Annotated in this window: 22 protein-coding genes and 2 pseudogenes; 14 read left to right on the top strand and 10 right to left on the bottom strand. The window is 73.6% G+C overall.

Going from position 1 to position 24,881, the window contains the following annotated elements:
• Window positions 1-98 precede the first annotated feature (98 nt).
• Window positions 99-428, bottom strand: coding sequence for an endonuclease domain-containing protein (locus IG78_RS43180; RefSeq protein WP_078965870.1), 330 nt, complete (start codon window positions 426-428; stop codon window positions 99-101).
• A gap of 213 nt (window positions 429-641) precedes the next feature.
• On the opposite strand from IG78_RS43180, the gene IG78_RS0135610 reads away from it, so the two are divergent.
• Window positions 642-857, top strand: coding sequence for a hypothetical protein (locus IG78_RS0135610; protein WP_157855990.1), 216 nt, complete (start codon window positions 642-644; stop codon window positions 855-857).
• A gap of 1,074 nt (window positions 858-1,931) precedes the next feature.
• Here IG78_RS0135610 and IG78_RS43175 read toward each other — a convergent pair.
• Both IG78_RS43175 and IG78_RS0135600 read right to left on the bottom strand, forming a co-directional pair.
• Window positions 1,932-2,898, bottom strand: a pseudogene (locus IG78_RS43175) (pirin family protein).
• 70 nt (window positions 2,899-2,968) lie between these two features.
• Window positions 2,969-3,334, bottom strand: a complete 366-nt coding sequence (locus IG78_RS0135600) for a hypothetical protein (RefSeq protein WP_030571892.1) — start codon at window positions 3,332-3,334, stop codon at window positions 2,969-2,971.
• Window positions 3,335-3,621: 287 nt separating this feature from the next.
• Here IG78_RS0135600 and IG78_RS0135595 point away from each other — a divergent pair, with 287 nt between their 5' ends.
• Window positions 3,622-5,133, top strand: a complete 1,512-nt coding sequence (locus tag IG78_RS0135595; protein WP_030571889.1) for an SDR family oxidoreductase — start codon at window positions 3,622-3,624, stop codon at window positions 5,131-5,133.
• A gap of 53 nt (window positions 5,134-5,186) precedes the next feature.
• Window positions 5,187-5,531, top strand: coding sequence for a tetratricopeptide repeat protein (locus IG78_RS0135590; RefSeq protein WP_030571886.1), 345 nt, complete (start codon window positions 5,187-5,189; stop codon window positions 5,529-5,531).
• 91 nt (window positions 5,532-5,622) lie between these two features.
• On the opposite strand, the gene IG78_RS0135585 is transcribed toward IG78_RS0135590, so the two are convergent.
• Both IG78_RS0135585 and IG78_RS0135580 read right to left on the bottom strand, forming a co-directional pair.
• Window positions 5,623-7,011 carry a HAMP domain-containing sensor histidine kinase gene (locus tag IG78_RS0135585; protein WP_030571882.1) on the bottom strand — a complete coding sequence of 463 codons (1,389 nt, stop codon included), beginning with the start codon at window positions 7,009-7,011 and terminating at the stop codon, window positions 5,623-5,625.
• A 14-nt stretch (window positions 7,012-7,025) separates the two neighbouring features.
• Window positions 7,026-7,742, bottom strand: a complete 717-nt coding sequence (locus IG78_RS0135580) for a response regulator transcription factor (RefSeq protein ID WP_030571880.1) — start codon at window positions 7,740-7,742, stop codon at window positions 7,026-7,028.
• A 267-nt stretch (window positions 7,743-8,009) separates the two neighbouring features.
• On the opposite strand from IG78_RS0135580, the gene IG78_RS0135575 reads away from it, so the two are divergent.
• Window positions 8,010-9,254 (top strand): glycosyltransferase family 4 protein, encoded by a 1,245-nt coding sequence (locus IG78_RS0135575; RefSeq protein WP_430739063.1) that lies wholly within the window; start codon window positions 8,010-8,012, stop codon window positions 9,252-9,254.
• A 112-nt stretch (window positions 9,255-9,366) separates the two neighbouring features.
• Window positions 9,367-10,293, top strand: coding sequence for a glycoside hydrolase family 18 protein (locus IG78_RS0135570; RefSeq protein WP_030571875.1), 927 nt, complete (start codon window positions 9,367-9,369; stop codon window positions 10,291-10,293).
• 152 nt (window positions 10,294-10,445) lie between these two features.
• Here IG78_RS0135570 and crcB (IG78_RS0135565) read toward each other — a convergent pair whose 3' ends face one another.
• Window positions 10,446-10,820, bottom strand: a complete 375-nt coding sequence (crcB, locus tag IG78_RS0135565; RefSeq protein ID WP_030571872.1) for a fluoride efflux transporter CrcB — start codon at window positions 10,818-10,820, stop codon at window positions 10,446-10,448.
• Window positions 10,817-11,281, bottom strand: coding sequence for a fluoride efflux transporter CrcB (crcB, locus tag IG78_RS0135560; RefSeq protein WP_030571868.1), 465 nt, complete (start codon window positions 11,279-11,281; stop codon window positions 10,817-10,819). Before crcB (IG78_RS0135560) ends, crcB (IG78_RS0135565) begins: the two co-directional genes overlap by 4 nt.
• Window positions 11,282-11,576: 295 nt before the next feature.
• On the opposite strand from crcB (IG78_RS0135560), the gene IG78_RS43170 reads away from it, so the two are divergent.
• Both IG78_RS43170 and IG78_RS0135550 read left to right on the top strand, forming a co-directional pair.
• Window positions 11,577-12,719: an aminoglycoside phosphotransferase family protein gene (locus IG78_RS43170; RefSeq protein ID WP_030571866.1), complete on the top strand. Its 1,143-nt coding sequence runs from the start codon at window positions 11,577-11,579 to the stop codon at window positions 12,717-12,719.
• A 64-nt stretch (window positions 12,720-12,783) separates the two neighbouring features.
• Window positions 12,784-13,110, top strand: coding sequence for a WhiB family transcriptional regulator (locus IG78_RS0135550; RefSeq protein ID WP_051853248.1), 327 nt, complete (start codon window positions 12,784-12,786; stop codon window positions 13,108-13,110).
• Between the two features lie 1,357 nt (window positions 13,111-14,467).
• On the opposite strand, the gene IG78_RS0135545 is transcribed toward IG78_RS0135550, so the two are convergent.
• On the bottom strand, window positions 14,468-15,910 hold the full coding sequence (locus IG78_RS0135545; RefSeq protein WP_030571862.1) for a dihydrolipoyl dehydrogenase family protein: 1,443 nt from the start codon (window positions 15,908-15,910) through the stop codon (window positions 14,468-14,470).
• 117 nt (window positions 15,911-16,027) lie between these two features.
• On the opposite strand from IG78_RS0135545, the gene trxA reads away from it, so the two are divergent.
• Window positions 16,028-16,411, top strand: coding sequence for a thioredoxin (trxA, locus tag IG78_RS0135540; protein ID WP_030571859.1), 384 nt, complete (start codon window positions 16,028-16,030; stop codon window positions 16,409-16,411).
• Between the two features lie 88 nt (window positions 16,412-16,499).
• Here the strand turns inward: trxA and IG78_RS0135535 are convergent, their stop codons facing one another.
• Window positions 16,500-17,585, bottom strand: a complete 1,086-nt coding sequence (locus IG78_RS0135535) for a LacI family DNA-binding transcriptional regulator (protein WP_030571856.1) — start codon at window positions 17,583-17,585, stop codon at window positions 16,500-16,502.
• A 403-nt stretch (window positions 17,586-17,988) separates the two neighbouring features.
• On the opposite strand from IG78_RS0135535, the gene IG78_RS0135530 reads away from it, so the two are divergent.
• Together IG78_RS0135530 and IG78_RS0135525 are read left to right on the top strand one after the other, a co-directional pair.
• A complete protein-coding gene (locus tag IG78_RS0135530) occupies window positions 17,989-19,410 on the top strand; it encodes an amidase (protein ID WP_030571853.1) in 1,422 nt (473 codons plus the stop codon).
• Window positions 19,411-19,469: 59 nt separating this feature from the next.
• Entirely contained in the window at window positions 19,470-19,853 is a 384-nt protein-coding gene (locus tag IG78_RS0135525; protein WP_030571850.1) for a hypothetical protein, read from the top strand.
• 51 nt (window positions 19,854-19,904) lie between these two features.
• Here the strand turns inward: IG78_RS0135525 and IG78_RS46760 are convergent.
• Window positions 19,905-20,084, bottom strand: a pseudogene (locus IG78_RS46760) (TIGR02452 family protein); the annotation flags it as partial.
• A gap of 261 nt (window positions 20,085-20,345) precedes the next feature.
• On the opposite strand from IG78_RS46760, the gene egtA reads away from it, so the two are divergent.
• From egtA to egtD, 4 genes are read left to right on the top strand one after another with little or no spacing between them, the layout of a single operon-like run.
• Window positions 20,346-21,710: an ergothioneine biosynthesis glutamate--cysteine ligase EgtA gene (gene egtA, locus IG78_RS0135520; RefSeq protein WP_078965868.1), complete on the top strand. Its 1,365-nt coding sequence runs from the start codon at window positions 20,346-20,348 to the stop codon at window positions 21,708-21,710.
• On the top strand, window positions 21,700-23,106 hold the full coding sequence (gene egtB / locus IG78_RS0135515; protein WP_051853246.1) for an ergothioneine biosynthesis protein EgtB: 1,407 nt from the start codon (window positions 21,700-21,702) through the stop codon (window positions 23,104-23,106). Before egtA ends, egtB begins: the two co-directional genes overlap by 11 nt.
• Entirely contained in the window at window positions 23,106-23,861 is a 756-nt protein-coding gene (gene egtC / locus IG78_RS0135510) for an ergothioneine biosynthesis protein EgtC (RefSeq protein WP_030571841.1), read from the top strand. The genes egtB and egtC overlap by 1 nt, the downstream gene beginning before the upstream one ends.
• Window positions 23,858-24,871 (top strand): L-histidine N(alpha)-methyltransferase, encoded by a 1,014-nt coding sequence (egtD, locus tag IG78_RS0135505; RefSeq protein WP_030571837.1) that lies wholly within the window; start codon window positions 23,858-23,860, stop codon window positions 24,869-24,871. The genes egtC and egtD overlap by 4 nt, the downstream gene beginning before the upstream one ends.
• Window positions 24,872-24,881: the final 10 nt, after the last annotated feature.

Here is a 24,881-nt window from a genome sequence, read left to right as displayed (position 1 = left end):
GCACCTCGACAGCTGTATCGGTCGGCGGAACCACACGAGCATGCCCGTCGATCTTGCTGCCGCACCGGGAAACTCCAAGATTCCCGACAGAGTCAAGCTCAGGGGATTGGTCGGTCGCGCTCGATGCTGGCGGCGAACGCCGCGGCCTGACGGACGCAGTCGGCGGCATCCTTGGTGATCTCCGAGCCGCTGAAGCGCACGATCCGCCAGCCGTCAAGTTCGAGTTCGCGCTGCCTGGCCCGGTCTCGGGTGAAGGCTTCGGGACTGGAGTGCCATGCGTACCCGTCGAGTTCGATGCCGATCTTCTGTTTGGGCAGAGCGAAGTCGATGCGGTACCGACCGCCGAAGACTGGGTGCTGAGCCTCCAGGCAGCGAATTCCCCAAGGACACCGGTACCCGGCCCCGCAAGACCGCAAATTCTGCACCACCCTTGCTCACCACGGCGACGGCGCCCGCCCCCTCCCTTCGCCTACACTGCCCGCGCTCTCACCTATGACACCAACGCCCTCACTCGTGAAATCAGCTCCCCCCCGCCGCCCACTGCAGTCTCGGCCCAGTCCGAAGCGCCCGCCACCGAGGAGACCGACGAAGCCGTTAGCTCCATGCCCTCCCTCGAGGAACCGCTAACCCCTGAGACACTGATGACCCGTGTCGAAGAACGGATCCGTGGCCTGCACGCGGCCTCCGCCGAAGTCGGCGAACTCCTCGGCCACCTCGCGGACCAGAGCCGGGCGGCGTCTCTCGCCCAACCTATCGGCCGACAGCAGGCCGATAGGACCGTGCGCCTCCTGAACCAGACGCTATCCAGGTTGCGCAGACTGCCCGAGCTGATGGAGGAGATGACGGAACCCGTCTGACGCACTTCGTCCGGCGGGGCCGACCTGGAATGGGACGGCGAGCGTCGAGGACGCTGCCGAGGCGTTCAGCTTGTCGAGATCGAAGAGCTATCACCTCGTTCGCCGAGGAGCATTCCCATGCCGCGCGCTACCGATAGGCCGCCCCGCCCGCGTTGTCACCGCCTCGCTCCTCCGCGTACAAGCCCCAATCCGTCATGGCCAACTGCACGACGACGCCCCGCCGCGGCAAGCCAGCGGGGCGTCGTCGTATCAGGTCCCGTCTACGCAGGGCTCCCGCCGGAGCAAGCCGACGGGGGGCCTCATGTGTCACGGACGATCACAAGCGTGTCACCAACCCCGCGGACGCACTCACGTAACAAGGCCCTGACCTGGACTACGCGCTCACGCTGGACCAACTGGACGCCCCTGGACGGTTTCTACGACATGTGCCATGTGGTGCCGCAGCCCACTCGCTAGCACCACGTACCACTCATCAAGATCCGGACCAGGTGCGGACCGAATCAGCCTGGCACTCGGCGTTTCCATTCTTTGTCGCAGGTCAGGAGCGACGTGCTGATTTCCTGGCGATCCCCGGCCGCTTTGGCGACCCGCTACGTCTCGCCAGTTTTACCAGAAAGGCTGACTGAGCCGCTTACGGGCAGGTACAGTCCGCGCGAAGGCGCGACGGCAACAAGGATCGCCGGAGATTTCAGCATGACCGGCTGAGCCAGCGTCTCACTGGCCGGGCCTTGTCGAGTTTCCACAACTTGAGACCGTGGCCATGCGGGCACCCCCTACTCGCCTTGCCAAGTCAGCATGAGTCCAGGCTCCCGCCGCTGCGGCACCGCCTCTGCACACCCACGACCAGACAGGACGCACACAGAGCACGACCTGATGACTCGTCAGTAAAGTCAGCACTGGGTCAGCAAGAGTCCTACTACAGCCGTCCATACACGCCCACAGGCTGGAATCACGAACGGCGTCAGCGATGCCTCCAGAGGGCGGGAAGGAGGGGCGTTCCGTGGGCATGGCATCCTCCGGTTCCGCCGCCGCCGCACTCGGCCCTTGGCCCCTCTCTCACGACATGATCCCAGCTCAGCGCACCCGCCCCCGCGGCTTCAGCGGCACCGCGGGAAGCGTAGGAGCAGGCAGCGGCCCCCCGTCGTACCCCTTCACCTCACCGAAGCGGGAGCCCGTCATCCAGTCGGCCCGCGCCTGCTCGATCTCCGCCTGCGTGCGCCCGATGAAGTTCCACCACATGATCAGCTCCTCCTCGAACGGCTCGCCGCCGAGGAGCATCAGGCCGGCGTCGGACTCGGCGCGCAGGGGAAGTTCGGTGCGGCCAGCAGCCCAGGTACAGCATGGAGCCGGGGAGGACCGGGACGCCGTCCACGTGGGCCTCGCCCGTCATGGACAGGACGGCGTACTCGAAGTCGGGCCGCAGGGGAAGGCGTGTGTCCGTTCCCTGGGTGAGGGTCAGGTCGGCGCCGACGAGGGGCGTGTAGGTCGTGCCGGGCGACTCGGCGCCGTCCAGGGCGCCGAGGAGGACCTTCGCGCTCAGGCCCGGCGCGGTGACCACCGGCAGGTCCGCGTGGTGCTCGAAGTGCGCCTCGGTGTGCCGGTGGGTGTCCGGCAGGGCGACCCAGAGCTGCGCGCCGTGCAGGAGGCGGGCGTGCGCCTTGGGGCTTTCCTCTGAGTGGGAGATGGCCCGGCCCGACGTCATGAGCCCCAGTTCGCGGGGGCGGATCGTCTGGAGGCTGCCGGTGCTGTCCCGGTGCAGGACCTCGCCCTCGTGCAGCCAGGACACGGTCTGGAGACCCATGTGCGGGTGCGGCGGCACCTGCATGCCGGGCTCGTCGGCGATGTCGTCGGGACCGTAGTGATCGACGAAGCACCAGGCGCCGACCATGCGACGCCCCAGGTTCGGCAGCAGGCGGCGTACCTCGGTCGCCTCGCCCAGCTTCACACGCCGTGGACTGAGGAGTTCCCGCACCGGCTCCGCGACGACGAACCCGCGGCCGCCGCAGAGCGCGGGCACCGCCTCACGATCAAGATTGCTCATGGCGCCCAACTTAGCCCGGGGCCCCCGGAGCGGACAGGGCAACTCCCCGCCCCGGGGCTCCGCGGGCCGGTCAGAGCTCGGAGCCGGTGTCCAGCGTGGCGTAGTACGCGCCCACCTCGTTGAGGTACGCCGGATCCCTCGTCTCGCTGTCGGTGGTGAACTGCGGCGCCTCCTTCACCTGATCCTTGGAGTGACCGACCGTCACCGTGCCCGCCTCGCGGTCGATGCGGGTGACCGCGCCGGCGGGAATGAGCACACTCTTGCCGAAGACCCACACGCCGGTGTCCACCACCAAGTGCTGTCTGCCCAACTGGTCCACGTGCCGGTCCACCTGTCCGATGACTCCGTCCGTCGCCTCGACCGTGAATCCGGTCAGGGACTCCTGCTGCTCGCCTTGGTGACCACTGCCGGGCGGGTAGGCCCAGATGTCGTTCACGGCATGCGCTCCTGGTTCTCGCGGTGTACGCGGTTCGACTCGTTCGGTGTACGCGGTGTGCGGTGCGCCCGGTGTGCGGTGTACGGGGTTTGTGGTGTACGTGGTGTGCGGTGCACGCGGTGTGCGGAGGCGGCCCATTGTCCACCCCGCGCCGCCGCACGCCCGCCGGTGTCCGGCACAACTCCGTTTTCCCGTTCCCGGCGATGCATGCGGCCCCGGGGCGGGCCGCTCCCCGCACCGGTGGCCGCCCGGTCGCGGCACCGTACGGAGGGCATCACCATGGACGGATGGGGAAGAACGGATTCCGCGTCCTGGTGACCGGAGCCACCGGCTACATCGGCGGCCGTCTGGTGCCAGAGCTGCTCGACGCCGGGCACCGCGTGCGCTGCCTCGCCCGCTCCCCGGAGAAGCTGCGCGACCACCCCTGGTCCGGGCGCGCCGACGTCGTCCGCGGCGATGTGACCGACGCGCGGTCCGTGGGCGACGCGATGCGGGACATCGACGTCGCGTACTACCTGGTGCACGCGCTCGGCACCGGCTCGGGTTTCGAGGAGACGGACCGGCGCGCCGCCCGCGTCTTCAGCGAGGCGGCGCACGCCGCCGGGGTCCGCAGGATCGTCTATCTGGGCGGGCTCACCCCAGCGGGGAAGCCGGAGGCGGAGCTGTCCCCGCATCTGCGCTCCCGCGCCGAGGTGGGGCGGATCTTCCTGGACTCGGGCGTCGAGAGCGTCGTGCTGCGCGCCGCGGTCATCATCGGCTCGGGCTCGGCGTCCTTCGAGATGCTGCGCTACCTCACCGAGCGGCTGCCCGTCATGGTCACCCCCAGTTGGGTCCGCACCCGCGTCCAGCCCATCGCCGTACGCGACGTCCTGCGCTACCTGGTGGCCGCCGCCCACCTGCCCGCGGGCCTGAACCGCACCTTCGACATCGGCGGCCCCGACGTCCTCACGTACCGCGACATGATGCGCGCGTACGCCGTGGCCGCGGGCCTGCCGCGGCGGGTCATCCTGCCCGTGCCCGTCCTCAGCCCGACCCTGTCCAGCTACTGGATCGGCCTGGTCACGCCCGTCCCGCACGCCATCGCACGGCCGCTCGCGGAGTCCCTGCGCCACGAGGTGGTGTGCGCGGAACACGACATCGCGAGGTACGTGCCCGACCGGCCCGGACAGCCGCTGACCTGCGCCGCCGCACTGCGCCTTGCCCTGCGGCGCATCCACGAGGCGCAGGTCTCCACCCGCTGGTCCTCCGCCGCCGTGCCGGGCGTACCCAGCGACCCGCTGCCCACGGACCCCGACTGGGCCGGCGGCAGCCTCTACACCGACCGCAGACAGCTCGCCGTGGACGCGTCGCCCGAGGCGCTGTGGCGGGTCATCGAGGGCATCGGGGGTGACAACGGCTGGTACTCCTTCCCGCTGGCCTGGGCGGTGCGCGGCCGGCTCGACCGCCTGCTCGGCGGGGTCGGGCTGCGGCGCGGGCGCAGGGACGCCGCGCAACTGCGGGTCGGGGACTCCCTGGACTTCTGGCGGGTGGAGGAGATCGAACCCGGCCGGCTCCTGCGGCTGCGCGCCGAGATGCGGCTGCCCGGCCTGGCCTGGCTCGAGATGTACGCGGAGCGGGGCGCCGACGGCCGTACGCGGTACCGGCAGCGCGCGCTGTTCCACCCGCACGGGCTGCTCGGGCACGCCTACTGGTGGAGCGTCGCGCCCTTCCACACCGTGGTCTTCGGCGGCATGGCCCGCAACATCGCGCGGGCCGCGACCAGGGAGCCGAAGACCGGGCGGAGCGCCCCCGCCACCTAGGCGGTGGAATATTCAACCACTGGGTCCCGTTGTCGCCGCCGAGGAGGCACACAGTGGAGTTCACCTACTTCGACCACGGCACGCCCGCCGAGCGCTGGGAGCGTGCGCAGCAGTTCTTCGACGCCAAGGAGTACGCGACGGCGGCGCGCGTCCTCGCCCCGCTGGCCGACGAGGTGCCCGAGCAGGTCGCCCCGCGACTGCTGCTCGCGCGCGCCTACTACCACTCGGCGCAACTGCGGCGCGCGGAGGCCGCGTTGCGGATGGTCGTCGACCTCGACCCGGTCGAGGGGTACGCCCGGCTGATGCTGGGCCGCACGCTTCAGCGCCAGGGCAGGGACGACGAGGCGGCGGCGCACCTGCGGATGGCTGCGGCGATGTCGGGCGAGTCCGTGGCCTGATCCCTCGCGCGCGGGGGCGGGCTCTGCCCCTGGGGCAGCCGGACAGGTGCGAGATCCTGCTCCCCCGCATCCCCCACGCGCCCGGGCGGGCTCACGCCGGGCCGACCGTGAAGCCCACCACCGTGCCGCCGCCCGGCCGCGCGTGCGCGAACACCCGGCCGCCGTGGGCCGTGGCCACCTCCCTGACGATCGCCAGACCGAGGCCGGAGCCGGGGAGGCTGCGGGCGTCGTCCGCGCGGTAGAAGCGGTCGAAGATCCGGCCCAGATCACCCGCGGAGACGCCCGGGCCGCGGTCGCGTACGTCGATGCGGGCGCCGCGGACGGTGAGCTCGATGGGGGCCGTGCCGTCGCGGTCGAATTTTGCCGCGTTCTCCAGGAGGTTGGTGACGGCGCGCTGCACGGCGACGGGGCGCGCCCTGACGACGGCGGCACCCGCCGCGTCCACGGTGATGGTGCGGCCCGTGCGACGGCGCGCGAGGGACGCCGCCTCTTCCGCGAGGCCTGCGAGGGCGACATCGGCCGGCTGCTCGTCGTCCTGCCGGCCGGCCGCCAGCTCCACCAACTCGTTGACCAGGTCGGTCAGTTCGCGGGACTCGTCGGCGAGGTCGGTCACCAGTTCCGTGCGCGCCTGCGGCGGCAGCGCGTCGATGCGGTCGAGCAGCGCGATGTTCGTCCGCAGCGAGGTGAGCGGGGTGCGCAGTTCGTGGCCCGCGTCCTGGACGAGCCGCCGCTGGTCGTCCTCGGCCCGCGCGAGGCGGCCCAGCATCCGGTCGAAGGAACGGCCGAGGCGGCCGACCTCGTCCCGCCCGGCCACCGGCACCGGCCGGTCGACCCTGCCGGTCGCGGCGACGTCCTCCGCGGCGCGGGCGAGGCGCACCAGGCGCCGGGTGACGCGCCGCGCGAGCCACCAGCCGCTGAGGCCCGCCGCGACCACCACGAGGGAAGCGAGCAGCAGGGTGCGCCGCTGGAGCGAGTGCAGCAGGTCCTCGGTGTCGCTGTAGCGCTGGGCCAACTGCACGGCCCCGCGGCCGCCGCCCAGGGACACCGTGGCCATGCGGTAGTCCCCGTCGCCGAGTTCGAGGTCGCGGCGCGTCACCATGCCGGGCTGACGGTGGGCGGCGACCCCGCGGTCGGCGCCGGAGACGGGCATCCGCGGGGTGCCGCGGCCGACGACCCTGCCGCCGGGGTCGATGATCTGGGCGTCCGAGCGGGCGGGCCGGGTCAGGTCGTCCCGTACCCCGTCGTGGTCCAGATCGGTGACGATCACGTAGTCGTCGGTGTCGATGCTGCGCTGCCGGACCTGGGAGCGCAGTTCCTGGACGACTTCCGCGAACTGCGTCTGCTGGTCCCTGCGGACGAGACGCGCCGCGGCGTCGTAGCTGAGGAAGCCCACGAGCAGCGTCACGGCGACGGCCACCGCCGCGAACAGCGCGGCGAACGTCGTGGCCAGGCTGGAGACGGGGGCCACGGGCCACCGCATGCCCCGCACACCCCTCATGACGCCCGCAGCACGTAACCGACACCCCGCACGGTGTGGATCAGCGGGACCGCGCCGGGAACGTCGATCTTGCGGCGCAGATAGCCGACGTACACGGCGAGGTTCTTGGAGGCAGGGCCGAAGTCGTAGCCCCAGATGCGGTCGTAGATGGTGCCGTGGTCGAGGACGATGCCCTCGTTGCGGGCGAGGAGTTCGAGGAGGTCGAACTCCGTGCGGGTCAGCTCGACCTCGCGCGCTCCGCGCCAGGCCCGCCGCGCCCGCGGGTCGATGCGCAGGTCGGCGGCCACGAGCTGGCCGCCGGGGCCCTCGCCGCCGGGCCCGGCCGCTGCCCTGCCGCCGGGGCCTTGGTCCGCCCGGCGCAGCAGGGCCCGCAGCCGGGCGAACACCTCCTCGACGTCGAAGGGCTTGGCGACGTAGTCGTCGGCGCCGGCGTCGAGCCCGGCTATGCGGTCGGCGGTCTCCACCCGTGCGGTGAGCATCAGGACCGGGGTGCGGTCGCCCTCGGCGCGCAGCACCCGGCAGACCTGGAGGCCGTCGATGCCGGGCATCATCACGTCGAGGACCAGCAGGTCAGGCGGGTCCGTGTGGGCGTGGGCGAGGGCCTGGACGCCGTCGGGCACGGACGTGACGCGATAGCCCTCCAGGGTCAGCGCGCGCTCCAGGGAGGTGCGGATGGCGCGGTCGTCCTCGGCGAGCAGCACGGTGTGAGGCATCGGGCCAGTCTGCCAACCGCGGGGCGCGCCCCGGGCGGGGGCCGTCCACCGCGCCCACCAGGGATGGCGTGTTCTTACCGCCCTCTCACCTTGGCCGGATTCCCGGCTTACCCCGGGGCACAAGAGTGGCCTTTCGTTTCCCGTACCGCCGCACACCGTTCACCGACCCGCACCGCTTTACTCTTGATCGTACATATCCATGCAGAACCGAACGCTCGCACGGTTCCGTCGAACGTCACCGAGTTCCACCCAGGGGGACCTCTCCGCATGAAGGCTCTGAAGGTCGTGTTCCTGCTGCACAACGCCTACGGCGTGGGCGGCACGATCCGCACCACCCTCAACCTCGCCTCCGCGCTGGCCGACCGCCACCACGTCACCATCGTCTCGCTGCAGCGGCACCGCGAGGTGCCGCGCTTCACCGTTGACCCGCGCGTGACCCTCGTACCGCTGGTGGATCTGCGCCCCGACAGCGCGGACGCGGCGGATCCGCTGTTCGATGAGCCCGCCAGGGCGTTCCCGTCCGCGGAGGGCCGGCACCGGCAGTACTCACGCCTGCACGACGTGCGTGCCGCGGCCTGGCTGCGGGACTGCGACGCCGACGTGATCATCGGCACGCGCCCGGGCCTGAACGTCTACCTCGCCCGCTACGGGCCCCGTCGCGCGCTGCGCATCGCCCAGGAGCACCTGCGCCACGACGCGCACAGCAAGCGGCTGCGCGGACAGCTCGCGCCGCACTACCGGAAGCTGGACGCCCTGGTCACCACCACGGAGGCCGACGCCGCGGTCTACCGCGAGCGGATGGCGCTGCCGGGCGTGCGGGTGCTCGCCGTGCCCAACATGGTGCCCGACCCGGACGTGCCCCCGTCCGACGGCACCGCGAAGGTCGTCGCCGCGGCGGGGCGGCTCGCCCCGGGCAAGCGGTTCGACCTGCTGGTGCGGGCGTTCGCGACGGTGGCGGAGCAGCACCCCGACTGGCGGCTGCGGATCTATGGCGCCGGCACGCAGCAGGAGCCGCTGCGGGAACTGATCGACGAGCTCGGGCTCGGCGAGAACGTGGAGCTCGCGGGGGTGCGCTCCCCCATCGAGCCCGAGTTCGCCCGGGCGTCGATCGTCGCTTCGGCCTCGGACGCGGAGTCGTTCGGCATGACACTGGTGGAGGCGATGCGCTGCGGGGTCCCCGTGGTGTCCACCGATTGCCCGCTCGGCCCCGCCGAGATCATCACGGACGGACACGACGGCAGGCTCGTGCCGCGCGGCGACGCCGCGGCGCTCGCCAAGGCCCTCGTCGAGCTGATCGAGGACCCCGGGCTGCGGCGGACGATGGGCGCCGCCGCCCTGGAGAGCGCCCGCCGCTACGACCCGGGGCCGATCGCCGCCCGCCACGAACGCCTCTTCGCCGAGCTGCGCACCGCACGCCGCAAACGTGCTTTCCGGAGCGCGCCGAGACGGTCCGTGCGGCGGGCGCGGAAGCTGGCGGGACGGGTGCTCCGGCGGCTGCGCCCCGCTCACTAAAGCGCATTAGTTCTCTCCGTGCTCTAGCCTCCGCTCGCCCCGCTCGCCAGAATTGCCGGCACCCGGAGCGGCATTACCCGGGCAATTCCACGTACCCGGAGGAGAGTTCAGGATGAAGAGACGGAGCGTCCTTCTCGGCGCCCTCGCCCTGACGGTGGCGACGGGCGCGACGGCGACGGCCGCGCCCCGCGCCGCGGCGGGCAGGCGCGTCGTCGTCTATTACCAGACGCAGTACACCAACGGCAGATATGTCTCGCCGCTGGGTCTGACCAGGAACAACACCGGTGTGACGGATGTGCTCGTGGCCGCCGTGCACCTCAACGACATCAACGGCCCGTATGCGCCGGTGCATCTGAACGACGATCCACCGACGGCCGCGAAGTTCGACCAGATGTGGCGCGACCTGAAGACGATGCAGGGGCAGGGCGTGCATGTCCTGGCGATGGTCGGCGGTGCGGCGCCGGGCAGTTTCACACGGCTCGACACCGAATTCGACACGTATTACCCGTTGTTGCGCGACTTCATTCGGCGGTACGGGCTCGACGGTGTCGATCTGGACGTGGAGGAGCGGATGTCCCTCGCGGGCATCGAGCGTGTCATCGACGCGCTGCGCGCCGACTTCGGTCCCGGGTTCCTCATCACGCTCGCCCCGGTGGGCTCGGCACTCAGCGGCGGCGGCAATCTCTCCGGGTTCAACTACGAGCGCCTCTACCGGGACCGGGGCAAGGACATCGCCTGGTTCAACGCCCAGTTCTACAACGGCTGGGGCAGCATGACGTCCACCGCCAGTTGCGACGCGGTCGTGCGGCGCGGGGTCGTCCCGGTGTCGAAGGTCGTCGCGGGCACCCTGACGGACCCCTCCAACGGCGGCAGCGGCTATGTCGACCCGGCACGGCTGAAGTCGACGGTCCGCAGCCTGGTCGCCAAGTACCCGGACATGGGCGGCGTCATGGGCTGGGAGTACTTCAACTCGCAGCCGGGCGGTACGGCGGAGCCGTGGCGGTGGGCGGCGGAGGTGTCGTCGGCGCTGCGGGGCTGAGGTGTCGTCTGCGCTGCGGGGCTGAGGGTACGGGGACCGTCCCGGTGGGGGGCGCCTGCGCAGGGCTTCGCCGCTCACCGGGCCTGGTCGGGTTTCTCACGCCCGCCGGGTCCGGACGGGTTTCTCACGCCCGCCGGGACCGGTCGGGTTCCTCATCCCCACCAGGCCTGCGCGCAAGCGGCTCCCGCGAACGCGGCCCCGAGCCCGGCGAGCACACTCGCGACGGCGTTGACGAGGGCGGGGAGCCGGGCGCCCTCCTCCGCGAGCCTGAGGGTCTCGTACGAGAACGTCGAGTACGTGGTCAGGGCGCCGCACAGGCCGGTGCCGAGGAACAACTGCGTGTGCGCGGACGCGGCCCCCGCCACCGCCGCGCCCGTCACCAGGCCGAGGACGAGGCTGCCCACGACGTTCACGGCGAACGTGCCCCAAGGGAAGAGGGTGTCGTACCGCGTCCGGACCGCGCGGTCGGTGAGATATCTGAGGGGCGCGCCGATCATCGCCCCGGCCACCACCAGGAGCCAGCTCACCGGACCTCCCCCGGGCACGGGCGCCGTCTCGCCACGGCGCGCCGCGTGACCGCTGTCGCGCACCACACGGCCGCGAGTGCCGCGAGCAGCGTCAGGGCCAGGTAGGCGAGGCCGGTACGGACGTGTCCCGCGTCGGCGAGGCGCTCGACGTCCACGGTGTACGTGGAGAACGTCGTGAAGCCGCCGAGAACCCCGGTGCCGAGGAACGGGCGCAGCAGCGGGTGCGCCGGGCCGCTCTCGGGGGTGACGTCGGTGACAAGGACCATCAGCACGCCGATCGCCGCGCACCCGACGGCGTTCACCGCGAACGTCGTCCAGGGGAAGCCGCCTGCGGCGACCGGCCAGATCAGCGCGGCACCGTACCGGGCGGCGGCGCCCAGCGCGCCGCCGATGGCCACGACCGCGAGGACGTGCCCTTGCCCGCGCAGCAGGGCGGGGTGCCGACCGGGTTCCGTGGACATGCGTACGTCTCCTACTCGCCGCGCGCCCCGCACCGGGCGCGCTCCGTCGCAAGCAGGGACCGTTGGCGGCGCCGTCGCCGCGGTTCGGGTGCGGCGGGCCCCACCGCCGCGCGGCGTCCGCAGAAGATCACCGCGGGGACCAGGCTAGCCGCCGCCCCGGGGGCCGGGCCACTCGGGCCGTCCGGGCGGCGTACGGAAACTCGGTGGACATCCTTTCGCCCGGTGGGTGGGATGAGCGTCCGTGTGTCCGGCTGCCGCCGGGCCCGGTCCGGTTGAGGTCCGCAGAGGAGAGTTCGTGTCAACAGGTGGTGGCGAGGAGCCGACGGCGTACGCGGAGTACGCGGACCACGACGAGTTCGAGGACCACGAGGACGTCGACGAGGTCGACGGCGCCGACGGGGCCCTGGGCACGGCCGGCAGGCACGATGGAGGTTCCGGAGGTTCCGGACGTGCCGGAGGTTCCGGACGTGCCGGAGGTTCCGGACGTGCCGGAGGTTCCGGACGTGCCGGGGACGACGGGGACGACGAGGTCGACGGGGGTCCTCGCATCGACGAGTCGCTGTTGCGGCGGCTGCTCACCGCGCAGTTCCCGCAGTGGGCCCATCTGCCGATCAGGCCGGTGCCGCGCTCGGGGATGGACAACGCGACGTACCGCCTCGGTGACGACATGGCGCTGCGGCTGCCCCGGTACGAGCGCTGGGTCGGGCAGGTCGAGCGTGAGCAGCGCTGGCTGCCGTGGCTGGCGCCGCAGTTGCCGCTGGAGGTCTCCCGGCCTCTCGCGCAGGGCGAGCCGGGCGAGGGCTATCCCTTCCCGTGGTCGGTGTGCCGGTGGCTGGAGGGTGTGCCCGCGACGACGGACGGCCTGGCCGATCCGCACCGTACGGCGGCGGAGCTCGGGGCGTTCGTGACGGCTCTGCGGGGGATCGACGCGACGGGTGGCCCCGGACCGCAGTGGAGCAACGCCTTCCGCGGCGCTCGGGTCGGTGCCGAGTGCGACGCGCTGACCGCCGACTCCTTGGTCCGCGCCAAGATCGCGAAGCTGCGGGGAATGGTCGACACGGACGCGGTCACGGCCGTGTGGGAAGAGGCGCTGGCGGCGCCCGCGTGGGACAGGGCGCCGGTGTGGCTGCACGGGGACCTCGCCACCGGCAACCTCCTCGCCGTCGAAGGCCACCTCTCCGCGGTGATCGACTTCGGCACGCTGGCCGTGGGCGACCCCGCCTGCGATCTGATCCCGGCGTGGCTGTTCCTGCCCGCCGCGGCGCGTGCGACGTTCCGTGCGGCGGTCGGCGCCGACGACGCGACTTGGGCGCGGGGCCGCGGGATCGCTCTGGCCGGGTCGCTGCCGGTTCCTGACGACCCGTTCTTCCAGCAGGACCCGGCCCGGGTGACGACGGCGCTGCGCCATCTGGAGGCGATCCTCGCGGACGGGGCGTGAGGCCGGGGGCACGCGATTTTCCGAACTCCGTTTGTCCATCGATGCGTCGGGCACCCGCCGTCGCATGGATGAGGTACCCCTGCGACAGGAGTGGATCCACGAGGCCGCGTGTGCCGACGAGGATCCGGAGCTGTTCTTCCCGGTCGGCACGACCGGCCCAGCGGAACGTGATCAGGAGGAGGCGAAGCGGGTGTGCGAACGCTGCCCCGTGGCACGCCAGTGCCTCACGTACGCACTGCGGACAGGCCAGATGTCGGGCGTGTGGGGCGGCAAGGACGAGAGCGAGCTGGCGGCACTGCGCCGCAGGCGCCGCGCTGCGGAGCGACGCGGGGCGCCTCCCGGGGCTGCGGCCCGGGAGGCGGCGGAGGCGGGCTTCCGGCGCGCGGGCTGAGCCGGGCTTGCGGCACGCGGGCTGAGCCGGGGCCCGACCCGCCGGGTCACCCCTCGGCTGCTGCTGAGCGCGAGCCGGCCGCCGGACAGCCCGCCGACCGCCGCCCGACCCGCCGGGTCGCCCATGGCCCACGCGGGGCCCGACCCGCCGGTAAGTCCGTCGGCTGCCACTGGCCCAACCCACCGGGCCGCCCCTCGGCTGCTGAGCCCAACCCGCCGGGTCACCCGTGGCCTACGCGGGGCCCGACCCGCCGGGCCGCCCCTCGGCTACCGCTGAACCCGACCCACCGGGTCACCCATGGCCCACGCGAGGCCCCACCCGCCGGTAAGTCCGTCGGCTGCCACTGACCCAACCCACCAGGCCGCCCCCCGGGCTACCGCTGAACCCGACCCACCGGGTCACCCATGGCCCACGCGAGGCCCGACCCGCCGGGTCACCCCTCGGCTGCCGCTGAGCCCGACCCCGCCGCCGGGTAACTGGCCACCGGACAGCCCGCCGACCGCCCCCGCGCCCGACCCCCAGGCAACCCCTGCCTGAGCCAGGCCCGGCCCGGCCGGGCAGGTAGCCCGAGGACTGCCGCCAGGCCCAACCACGAGGCAGCCATCGGCTGGCGCCGGACCCGGCCCGTGCGGCAGTTCGCCGACTGGTGCTGCGCCGGGTGCGCCGGACAGCACGTTGGCTGACGCCAGGCCCGGCCGGTCCGGCAGCAGCTCGCCGCTGCCCCGGACCCGAGCCGCTCAACCGCCTGCGGCTGGTGCCAGGCCTGGCCCGCCAGGTAGACCGTCGCCAGAACCAGCCCGCCCGGCAGGCTGCCCCTGGCCTCGGGACCCGACCGCCGGGCCACCTGTCGGCTGGCCCCGGGCCAGATCCGCCGGGCGGTTCACCGGCTGGTACCTGCCCCCAACCGCCAGGCAGACCGGGGCTGGCGCCGGACCCGGACGGTCCGGCGGTTCGCCGACCGGCGCTGCACCCGGCCCGCCGGACAGCACGTCGGCTGACGCCGGGCCCAGCCCGTCCGGCAGGTCACCCCAGCCGCCGGACCCGACCGCCAGGCCGCCTCCGCCAGGCAGCCCGGGCGGCTGGCGCCGAACCCGGGCCGCCGGACAGCACGTCGGCTGACGCCAGGCCCGGCCGGTCCGGCAGCAGCTCGCCGCTGCCCCGGACCCGAGCCGCTCAACCGCCTGCGGCTGGCGCCAGGCCTGACCCGCCAGGCAGACCGTCGACGGACGCCAGACCCAGCCCGCCCGGCAGGCCGCCCCGGCCCCGGACCCGTCCGCTCGGGCACCCAACCGGCCGGTCCCCCACCCGCCGGGCAGCCCGGACCCCCCGGGCCCGCACCCGCCGCCCCGCGGCCCCCTCACCCCCGATACGTCTCGAGCAACCGCAACCAGATCTCGCTGATCGTCGGATACGCGGGCACCGCGTGCCACAGGCGGTCCATGGGGACCTCGGCGGCGATGGCGATCGTGGCCGAGTGGAGGAGTTCGCTGACGCCGGGGCCCACGAAGGTGACGCCCAGGAGGATCTCGCGGTCGAGGTCGACGATCATGCGGGCGCGGCCTCGGTAGCCGTCGGCGTACAGGCCGGAGCCCGCGACGTTCGCGAGGTCGTAGTCGACGGCTCGTACCCGGTGGCCGGCGGACTCGGCGGCGGCGAGCGTGAGGCCCGCCGATGCCGCCTCGGGGTCGGTGAAGACGACCTGCGGCACCGCGGCGTGGTCGGCGGTGGCGCTGTGTGCGCCCCAGCGGTCGGTCTCCAGGAGGGGGACCCGCTGGGCGCGGGCGGCGATGGCGGCGCCCGCGATGCGCGCCTGGTACTTGCCCTGGTGCGTCAGGAGTGCCCGCCGGTTCACGTCACCGACGGCGTACAGCCAGTCCTTGCCGGTCACCCGGCAGCTCTCGTCGACGGGCAGCCAGTCGCCGGGTTCCAGGCCGACGGTGTCCAGGCCGATGTCGTCGGTGCGCGGGGCGCGGCCGGTGGCGAAGAGGATCTCGTCGGCCTCGACGGCGCTGCCGTCGTCGAGGCCGACGGTGACGGTGTCCCCGTTCCGGCGGACCTCGGTCACGGAGACGTTCGTGCGTACGTCGGCACCCGCCTCGCGCAGCGCGTCCGCGACCAGTTCCCCGGCGAACGGCTCCATCTTCGGCAGCAGCCCCCCACCGCGTACCAGCAGCGTCACCCGGGAGCCGAGTGCCTGCCAGGCGGTGGCCATCTCCACGCCGACCACCCCGCCGCCCACCACGACAAGGCGCCCGGGCACCCGGTCCGCGCTGGTCGCCTCCCGGCTCGTCCACGGCCTGGCGTCGGCGACGCCCGGCAGGTCGGGCACGACGGCGCGGCTGCCGGTGCACACCGCGACGGCGTGCCGGGCGGTCAGGCGCACGGTGGTGCCGTCGGCGCCGGTGACCGTGACCTCCTTGGTGCCCGTGAGGCGGCCGTGGCCGCGGTGCAGGTCGACGCCGACGGACTCCAGCCAGCCGACCTGGCCGTCGTCCTTCCAGTGCGAGGTGTAGTCGTCACGGTGGGCGAGGACGGCGGCCGCGTCCAGGTCGCCGTCGACGAGGTGGCTCAGGCCCGGGACCCGGCGGGCGTCCGCCCGGGCCACGACCGGGCGCAGCAGGGCCTTGCTGGGCATGCAGGCCCAGTACGAACATTCGCCGCCGACGAGTTCGCTCTCCACGATCGCGGCGCTCAGACCGGCCGCGCGGGCCCGGTCGGCGAGGTTCTCGCCGACGGGTCCGGCGCCGATGACCACGACGTCGTAGGGAATCGTCCGGCTGGCTTGTTGGGCTTCCGTCATGGGGACAGTCTGGTCCCAGGTGTGCGGCGTGGCCACACGGGTACGCGCGCGGAATACGGCCGTCCCCCCGGCCGTTGTGCACGACGGCTTCGCCCTCATCAGGAAGAGAGACAGACCATGAGCAGCACGACAGTGGAGCTCACGAAGGAAAACTTCGACCAGACGATGACGGAGCACGACTTCGTCCTGATCGACTTCTGGGCGTCCTGGTGCGGGCCCTGCCGCCAGTTCGCGCCGGTGTACGAGAAGGCCGCGGAGGCCAACCCCGACCTCGTCTTCGGCAAGGTCGACACGGAGGCCCAGCCGGAGCTGGCCGCCGCGTTCGGCATCCAGTCGATCCCCACCCTCATGATCGTCCGCGATCAGGTGGCGGTGTTCGCGCAGCCCGGCGCCCTGCCGCAGGAGGCCCTGGAAGACGTCATCGGTCAGGCCCGCAAGCTGGACATGAACGAGGTGCGCAAGTCCGTCGCCGAGCAGCAGGCCGGCGAACAGGGGCAGTGAAGGGCCACAGGGCCTCGGAGCCGAGCGGAGTCGGGTGGGGGCGGCGAAACATATGTTTCGCCGCCCCCACCCGACTCTGTGCGTGCGGTCAGCTCGACTCGCGGTGCACCACGCCCGCGCCGAGCACGTCGTGCACCTCCGGCCGTCCGCCGGGCTCGCGCACCACCCGGTCGACGAGCTCGGCGAGCTCGCGGCCCGAGGGCAGCTCGATGCGCACGCTGCTCAGGCGGGGTCTCAGGAGCCGGGCCAGCATCAGGTCGTCGGCGCCGACGACGGCGGTGTCCTCGGGGACGGCGACGCCACGGTCCTGGAGGGCGCGCGTCAGGAGCATGGCGTAGTCGTCGTTGTACGCGAAGACCGCGTCGAGGCCGAGCGCGGACCAGTGGTCGGTGAGGTGGGCGGCCGACTCCTCCGTGTAGGCGAGCGGCAGCTCGGTCACCTCGCAGTTGTCCGCACCGCGCACGGCGGCGCGGACGCCGTCCAGCCGCGGCCGGGAGAAGACTTCGAGCCCTGGTTCCTCGGGGACGACGACGCCGATGCGGCGGCGGCCGCGGGCCAGCAGGTGCTCGGCGGCGGCGCGGCCCACCAGACGCTGGTCCATGAGCAGGGCGTGCGCGCCGTCGGCCCGCTGCGGGCCGAGGGTGAAGACGGCCTTGGCGCCGGAGCGTTTGAGTACGGCGACGCCGCGGGCGCCGAGCGCGGTGGCGTCGGGCGCGAGGACGGCCACCGGACGCAGTTCGGCCCAGGCCCGGGCCGCGTCCTCGCCGGTCAGGCCGAGGCTGCCGTACTGCACGACCGTGTAGTCGAACCGGCTGAGCGCCCACTGGAGTTCGTTGAGGAACGCGCTGAACAGCGGCCCCACAGCGATCTGTGGCGTGGGCATGAGGACCATACGGGAGTGCCCGGCACGCAGGCTGCGGGCGGCGGCGTGCGGGACGTAGCCGAGTTCCTTGGCCGCGGCGCGCACACGGCGGCGGGTCGGCTCGCTGATCCGGACGGCGCTGGTGTTGTTCAGGACATAGCTGACGGTGGCGCGCGAGACGCCGGCGAGGCGGGCGACGTCGGCGCTCGTCGGCACGGAGTGCGGCGTGCCCTGCGGCACGGGGTCGGGCGGGGGGCTCGGCGCGGCCGGCGTCGGGCCCGGCACGGGCTGCTGCTTCGGTATCTGCACCATGACGTCCGCAATCCTTCCAGACGAACCCGGGGCGCACCCAGGCGGGCGCGGGGGCGCTGCCGGGCAGGCGGCGGGGCATGGCCGCGCACAGCCTCCTGCCTGGTCGCGCGCCTCGTCATGCGCGCCCCGCAGCGGCGCACACGCGACCCCGGCGGGGGGTCGCACGCCGCCCTCGCGCGCCTCCGCGGTGGTCGCCGCGCCCGGGGGCGGCGTGAACTCCTCCGCGCGGATGGCGCGTTGGGACGCCGGAGGCTACCGTGCGCTCACCCACACGCCCACCCGGTCCCCGACCCGGCGCCCGCCCGGCCCCCGACCCGCCCCCGCCCACCTGCCCGGCCACCGACCGGTACGCCCGTCCGGTCACCGCCCCGCCGCCCCGCCGCCCGAATAAAGGTGCCGCCACATGACCGCCGACCGTTCCGCGGGACTCGCCGAGACCGCCCGTGCCCTCGCCGAAGGGGAGGTGTCCGCGCGGGAGGTGATCGAGCGGGCGCTCGTCCGGGTCGAGGCGGCGCAGCCCGTGCTCAACGCGTTCCGGGTGGTGCGCGCCGAGGCCGCGCGGGCCGAGGCGGACGCGGCCGACCGGCAGTTGGCGGCGGGGGTGCGGGCGCCGCTGCTCGGCGTGCCGGTGGCCGTGAAGGACGACACCGACGTGGCCGGTGAGCCCACCGCGTTCGGCTGCCCGGGGGACTTCCCGCCGAAGGCCGAGGACGCGGAGGCGGTGCGCAGGCTGCGGGCGGCGGGTGCGGTGATCGTCGGCAAGACCAACACGTGCGAGCTGGGGCAGTGGCCGTTCACGGAGGGCCCGGCCTTCGGCGACACCCGCAACCCGTGGCACACCGGGCACACCCCGGGCGGCTCGTCGGGGGGTTCGGCGGCGGCGGTGGCCGCGGGCCTCGTACCCGCCGCGCTCGGTTCGGACGGTGCGGGATCGGTGCGGATACCGGCGGCGTGGACGCATCTGATCGGTATCAAGCCGCAGCGCGGGCGCATCTCGACCTGGCCGTGGCCGGAGGCGTTCAACGGCATCACCGTCAACGGCCCGCTGGCCCGTACCGTCGCCGACGCCGCGCTGCTCCTTGACGCGGCGAGCGGCAACCACACGGACGACCCGCACCGGCCCGCCGCCATCCGGGCCGCCGACGCGGCGCGGCGTGACCCGGGGCGGCTGCGGATCGCCCTGTCCCTGCGCATGCCCTTCACCGCCACGCCGAAGCAACTGCACCCGCTGGTGCACGGCAAGGTCGTCGAGCTCGCGGAGCGCCTCGCCGCGCTCGGCCACGAGGTGGCGGAGGCCGATCCGCACTACGGCCAGATCGGCCTCGCCTTCGTGCCGCGGGCCACGGCGGGCGTCGCCGACTGGGTGCGCCGGGTGCCCGACCCGTCGCTGCTCGACCCGCGCACCAAGGAGGCCGCGCGCCTCGGCCGTCTACTCGGCGGCGCGCCGCTGCGGCTCTCGCGCCGCGCCGAGGCGACGCTGCACCGCCGGGTCGGCGCGGTGTTCGACACCTACGACGTGGTGCTCGCGCCGACGACGGCGACCCCGCCGCCCCGCGTGGGCGCCATGGCCGAGCTCAGCGGCTGGCGCACCGACCAGGCGATGATCGCGGCCTGCCCGTACGCGTGGCCGTGGAACGTGCTCGGCTGGCCCGGCGTGAACGTGCCCGCGGGCCGGGTCGCGGGCGGTCTGCCGGTCGGCGCCCAACTCCTTGGCCCCGCGGGCAGTGAACCCCTGCTCATCTCGCTCGCCGCCCAGTTGGAGGACGACCTGCGCTGGCACGAGCACTGGCCCGAGCCGCTCGCCGACGCCCGGGCGACGCCCTGACACCGGCAAGCGGTGAAAAACCTGTGCGTACGCGCTCCCGTGCGCCTAACGTCCAGAACGTGCAGATCTACGAAATCCACATCCACGGATGCGCCGGGACGGACGAGGCCCTTGCCCTCCAGGAACCCCTGGCCCGGCTCCTGTGTCCCGTCGAGGACCACGAGGGCCCCTGCGAGGTGCCGTGGGGCTGCACGCTGCGCGACAAACCGGGCAACGGCGACGGCGAGGGCGACGGCGATCGCGATCGCGACGGCCATGGCGAGCCGGAGCATGTCCTCGTGCTCGGCATCTTCGCGGACGCCCGGAAGGCCGCGGAGGTCCTGGCGCGGGTGCGGTCGTTCGTCGGCGCCGCGCACCGGGTGGTGCTCCGTGAGGCCGTCACGGACACCTTCGACGAGCTGGCGGAGCAGTACCGCATCGAGCAGGGCCTCGGCACCACCTGAGCCGGGCGCTCACCCTCGCCCGCCCCGGACGCCCCCCAGGTCGCGAAGACACGCCCGGACGGCCGGCGCGCCCGGCAGCGCGCCGGCCCGCTCGGGCGCCGTGCGCCGCACCACGCCCGCGTTGGGCGCGGGCGAGGTGCGGAACCCCGCCTCGTACGGTGTGTCGAGGAGCCGGCCGCGGTCGTCGCGGAAGACGGGGACGGCGGGCGCGTGGACGACGCGGTCGCTGTACGCTCACCGCCGCCCCGGCGCCCCGCGCCGCACTCCACGTGCCCCGCGCCGCGACCTCGCACATCCTGTACATGAACCCGTCCGTCGGACCGATCTCCCCCGTGCCGTGCGTGAACAGATGGTGTGCCGCTCCTGACGGCCGTCGCAACAGCGTTTCCCGGCCATGAAGGCAGTCTTGTGCGAAATAGCTTCAAGGTCTTGGGTGTTACGAGCGCTGCCGGGCAGTTCGCCCGTGCACACCGGAACAGGAGGATCCCCGACATGCCAGAGGGAGACTGTACGGAACGCCCCGCGCGGCTCGGCCGAGCCGTGACGGAGCCGGAGATCGAGGCCCTGGTGCGCGGCATCTGTTTCAAGACGGGGCCGCCCACCGTCACCGGTGTGGAGCTCGAATGGCTCCTGCACCGACCGGAGGCACCCGGTTCCCCCTTGACGTCCGCCCGCGTCGAAGCCGCCCGCGCGGCCCTCGGGACGAAGTCCCTGCACTCGGCGGTCACCGTCGAACCCGGCGGCCAACTGGAGCTCAGCTCGCTGCCCGCCGGCTCGCTCATGGAGTGCGTCGCAGCCGTATCGGCCGATCTGGCCGTCGTGCGCGACACCCTGAGACACCTTGATCTCACCCTCACCGGCCTCGGCGCCGACCCCTGGCGCGCCCCGAGCCGCATCCTGCACGAGCCGCGCTACGACGCGATGGAGTCCTGGTTCGACCGGGCGGGTGACGCGGGGCGCCGGATGATGTGCTCCACGGCGTCCGTGCAGATCTGCCTGGACGCGGGGTACGAGGAGCCGGGGCCCCTCGGCTACGCCCGCCGCTGGCGGCTCGCGCACCTGCTCGGGCCCGTCCTGGTCGCCGCCTTCGCCAACTCCCCGTTGCAGGAGGGCCGGCGCACCGGCTGGCGCTCCACGCGGCAGGCGGTGTGGGCGGGCATCGACCCCGGCAGGTCGGGTGCTCCCGCCCTCGACGAGGAGCCGCGGGCGGCCTGGTCACGGCACGCCCTGGACGCGCCGGTGATGTGTGTGCGTACCGAGCCCGCCGACAGCGCGCCGTGGCTGGTGCCCGAGGGCCTGACCCTGCGGTCCTGGGCGCGCTCCAGGGCACCCCGTGCGCCCACCCGCGAGGACCTCGACTACCACCTGACCACGCTGTTCCCGCCGGTCAGGCCGCGCGGGCACCTGGAGCTGCGGATGGTCGACGCGCAGCCCGGCGACGACGGGTGGATCGTGCCGCTCGCGGTGACCTGCGCGCTGTTCGACGACGCGGAGGCGGCCGAGACGGCCTACCGCGCCGTCAAGCCCCTTGCCGAGCGCGCGGGGGCCACGCCGCCGCCGCACAGCCCGCTGTGGCTGGACGCGGCCCGGCACGGCCTCACCGACCCGGAGCTGCACGAGACCGCCGCGGTCTGCTTCGCCGCCGCGCTCGACGCGCTGCCGCGGCTCGGCGCCGACCGGCAGGTGCTCGCGGCCGTCGCCGCGTACGCCGAGCGGTACGTGGCCCACGGCCGCTGCCCCGCCGACGACCTGCTCGACGGCGAACCCGCGCACGGGACACACGAGACACACGGGACGCATGGGGCACAGGGACTTGGCATGCCCCTCCCGGGAAGGACGCACACCGATGACCGGTGACAGGACCGGAATCCAGGACGACGTTTCGACCGCCCCCCACGACGTTTCGACCACCCCCCACGACGCCCCGGCCGATCCCGAGGCGCTGCGCGAGCGCGCGCACACCGCGCTGCTCGCCGCGCGGGAGCGCACCGCGCTGCTCACGTCCTGCGTCGAGGACCCCGAACTGACCGCACAGCACTCACCGTTGATGTCCCCGCTGGTGTGGGACCTCGCGCACATCGGCAACCAGGAGGAGCAGTGGCTGCTGCGCGCCGTCGGCGGCCGTGACGCGCTGCGGCCCGAGATCGACTCGCTGTACGACGCCTTCGAGCACCCTCGGGCCGCCCGCCCCTCGCTGCCCCTGCTCGCGCCGGACGAGGCGCGCCGCTACGCCGCCGACGTGCGCGGCCGTGCGCTCGACGTCCTTCGGAGCACGCCGTTCCACGGCTCGCGGCTCACCGACGCGGGCTTCGCCTTCGGGATGATCGCGCAGCACGAGCAGCAGCACGACGAGACCATGCTGATCACGCACCAGTTGCGCGCGGGCTCCCCTGCGCTCACCGCCCCCGATCCCGAGCCCGCTCCCCCGTTCACCGGCCCCGCCGAGGTCCTTGTCCCCGGCGGCCCGTTCCGGATGGGCACGACGACGGAGCCGTGGGCGCTCGACAACGAACGGCCCGCGCACCGGCAGGTCGTGCCGCCGTTCTTCCTCGACACCACACCGGTCACCAACGCCGCCTACCGGCGCTTCATCGACGCGGGCGGCTACGACGACCCTCGCTGGTGGGACGAGCGCGGCTGGGACACCGTACGCCGCGACAAACTGACGGCGCCGCTGTTCTGGCGGCGCGAGGCGGGCCAGTGGCTGCGGCGCCGCTTCGGCCACATCGAGCCGGTGCCCGACGACGAACCGGTCCTGCACGTGAGCTGGTACGAGGCGGACGCCTACGCGCGCTGGGCCGGGCGGCGGCTGCCCACGGAGGCCGAGTGGGAGAAGGCCGCCCGCCACCACCCCGGTGAGGACCGCTCGACGCGCTACCCGTGGGGGGACGCCGACCCGACGCCGGACCGGGCCAACCTGGGCCAGCGGCACCTGCGTCCGGCGCCCGCGGGCAGTTATCCGCAGGGCGCGTCGCCGCTCGGCATCCGGCAGTTGATCGGCGACGTGTGGGAGTGGACGGCGAGCGACTTCCTGCCCTACCCGGGCTTCGTCGCCTTCCCCTACCCTGAGTACTCGGCAGTCTTCTTCGGCGACGACTACAAGGTGCTGCGCGGCGGCGCCTTCTCCGTGGACGCCGTCGCCTGCCGCGGCACGTTCCGCAACTGGGACCACCCGGTGCGGCGGCAGATATTCTCCGGCTTCCGCACCGCGCGCGACCTCACGGCGGCCGAGACCGCCGCGGGACTCGCCTGATGTGCCGCCACCTCGCCTTCGTCGGCGAGCCCGAGACCCTTGGCGCGCTGCTCGTGACGCCCGCGCACAGCCTCTTCCGGCAGTCGTGGGCGCCCCGCAGACAGCGGTACGGGACGGTCAACGCGGACGGCTTCGGTGTGGGCTGGTACGCGGACGGCGATCCGGTGCCCGCGCGCTACCGCAGGGCCGGGCCGATCTGGGCCGACCAGTCGTTCGCCGACCTCGCCCGCGTGGTGCGCTCGGCGGCGGTGCTCGCCGCGGTGCGCGACGCCACCGAGGCGGGCGCGGACGGGGAGGCCGCGGCGGCGCCGTTCGGCTCGGGGCCCTGGCTGTTCAGCCACAACGGCGCGGTGTCCGGCTGGCCCGGCACGCTGGCGTCGGTCGCGACCGCGCTGCCGCCCGCCGACCTGCTGTCCCTGGAGGCGCGCTGCGACTCCGCCCTGGTGTGGGCCCTGGTCCTGGAGCGGCTGCGGCGTGGCGACGCCATGGCGCAGGCGCTCGGTGACGTCACCGTCGAGGTCGCGGGGGCCGCGCCGGGCTCCCGGCTGAACCTGCTGCTCACCGACGGCGAGACGATCGCCGCGACGGCCTGGGGCGACACCCTCTGGTACCGCGCCGAGCCCGGCCGGAGCACCGTCGTGGCCTCCGAGCCGTACGACGAGGACCCGCGCTGGTGCGAGGTGCCCGACCGCACCCTGCTCGCCGCAGGGCGCACCGACATTCTGCTGACCCCGCTCAAGGAGCCCACCGCGTGAGCCCGTTCCTGCTGACCCGCACCCTGCCCGAGGACGCCACCGGCGCCGCGCTGCGCGCCGACGTCCTGCACGGCCTCACCCGATCCGCCGCCCACGACCCCGCCCAGGACTCCGCCCGCCCCGGCCCGGCCCCGACGGTGAAGTCGCTGCCGCCGAAGTGGTTCTACGACGCGCGCGGCAGCGTCCTGTTCGAGGAGATCACCACCCTGCCCGAGTACTACCCGACGCGTGCCGAACGGGAGATCCTGGTGGCCCGCGCCGCCGAGATCGCCGAGGTGACGGGCGCGCGCACCCTCGTCGAGCTCGGTTCGGGCTCCTCCGAGAAGACCCGGCACCTGATCGACGCGCTGCCCGCCCTGCACACCTATGTGCCCGTCGACGTCAGCGAGTCCGCGCTCACCGGCGCGGCGAACACCCTGCTCGCCGAGCGCCCCGCCCTGAACGTGCACGCGCTCGTCGCGGACTTCACCCGCGGTCTCGCGCTGCCCGGCACGCCGGGGCCGCGTCTGGTCGCGTTCCTCGGCGGCACCATCGGCAATCTCCTGCCCGCCGAGCGCGCCGCGTTCCTCGGCTCCGTACGCGGCCTGCTGTCCCCAGGTGACGCGCTGCTCCTCGGCACGGACCTGGTCAAGGACGAGTCGGTGCTCGTGTCGGCGTACGACGACGCGACGGGGGTGACGGCCGCGTTCAACAAGAACGTCCTGCACGTCATCAACCGCGAGCTGGGCGCGGACTTCGATCCGGACGCGTTCACGCACGTCGCGGTCTGGGACTCCGCCCGCGAGTGGATGGAGATGCGGCTGCGCTCGGGCGTGGACCAGACCGTGAAGATTCCCGCGCTCGACCTCGCGGTGCACTTCGAGCGGGGCGAGGAGATGCGTACGGAGATCTCCGCGAAGTTCCGTGCGGAGGGCGTACGCGCCGAGCTGGCCGATGCCGGTCTTTCGCTGACCCACTGGTGGACGGACGAGCGGAACCGCTTCGCGCTGTCGTTGAGCACACCGTCCTGAGCGGCCGACC

Source organism: Streptomyces aureocirculatus (assembly GCF_000720475.1).
Lineage (GTDB): Bacteria > Actinomycetota > Actinomycetes > Streptomycetales > Streptomycetaceae > Streptomyces > Streptomyces aureocirculatus.
Note: the sequence above shows the minus strand (reverse complement) of the source record. Positions and strands in the feature narration are given on the sequence as shown.

What these genes read in the sequence shown, in the direction of transcription:
- IG78_RS0135595 (WP_030571889.1), top strand. Translation starts at nt 3,622, where the DNA reads ATGGGGAAGAACGGATTCCGCGTCCTGGTGACCGGAGCCACCGGCTAC.
- IG78_RS0135575 (WP_430739063.1), top strand. Translation starts at nt 8,010, where the DNA reads ATGAAGGCTCTGAAGGTCGTGTTCCTGCTGCACAACGCCTACGGCGTG.
- IG78_RS0135545 (WP_030571862.1), bottom strand. Translation starts at nt 15,910, where the DNA reads ATGACGGAAGCCCAACAAGCCAGCCGGACGATTCCCTACGACGTCGTG.
- IG78_RS0135550 (WP_051853248.1), top strand. Translation starts at nt 12,784, where the DNA reads ATGGATGAGGTACCCCTGCGACAGGAGTGGATCCACGAGGCCGCGTGT.
- IG78_RS0135570 (WP_030571875.1), top strand. Translation starts at nt 9,367, where the DNA reads ATGAAGAGACGGAGCGTCCTTCTCGGCGCCCTCGCCCTGACGGTGGCG.
- IG78_RS0135530 (WP_030571853.1), top strand. Translation starts at nt 17,989, where the DNA reads ATGACCGCCGACCGTTCCGCGGGACTCGCCGAGACCGCCCGTGCCCTC.
- IG78_RS0135585 (WP_030571882.1), bottom strand. Translation starts at nt 7,011, where the DNA reads ATGCGGTGGCCCGTGGCCCCCGTCTCCAGCCTGGCCACGACGTTCGCC.
- egtA (WP_078965868.1), top strand. Translation starts at nt 20,346, where the DNA reads ATGCCAGAGGGAGACTGTACGGAACGCCCCGCGCGGCTCGGCCGAGCC.
- egtC (WP_030571841.1), top strand. Translation starts at nt 23,106, where the DNA reads ATGTGCCGCCACCTCGCCTTCGTCGGCGAGCCCGAGACCCTTGGCGCG.
- IG78_RS0135610 (WP_157855990.1), top strand. Translation starts at nt 642, where the DNA reads ATGACCCGTGTCGAAGAACGGATCCGTGGCCTGCACGCGGCCTCCGCC.
- egtB (WP_051853246.1), top strand. Translation starts at nt 21,700, where the DNA reads ATGACCGGTGACAGGACCGGAATCCAGGACGACGTTTCGACCGCCCCC.
- IG78_RS0135580 (WP_030571880.1), bottom strand. Translation starts at nt 7,742, where the DNA reads ATGCCTCACACCGTGCTGCTCGCCGAGGACGACCGCGCCATCCGCACC.
- trxA (WP_030571859.1), top strand. Translation starts at nt 16,028, where the DNA reads ATGAGCAGCACGACAGTGGAGCTCACGAAGGAAAACTTCGACCAGACG.
- crcB (WP_030571868.1), bottom strand. Translation starts at nt 11,281, where the DNA reads ATGTCCACGGAACCCGGTCGGCACCCCGCCCTGCTGCGCGGGCAAGGG.
- IG78_RS0135535 (WP_030571856.1), bottom strand. Translation starts at nt 17,585, where the DNA reads ATGGTGCAGATACCGAAGCAGCAGCCCGTGCCGGGCCCGACGCCGGCC.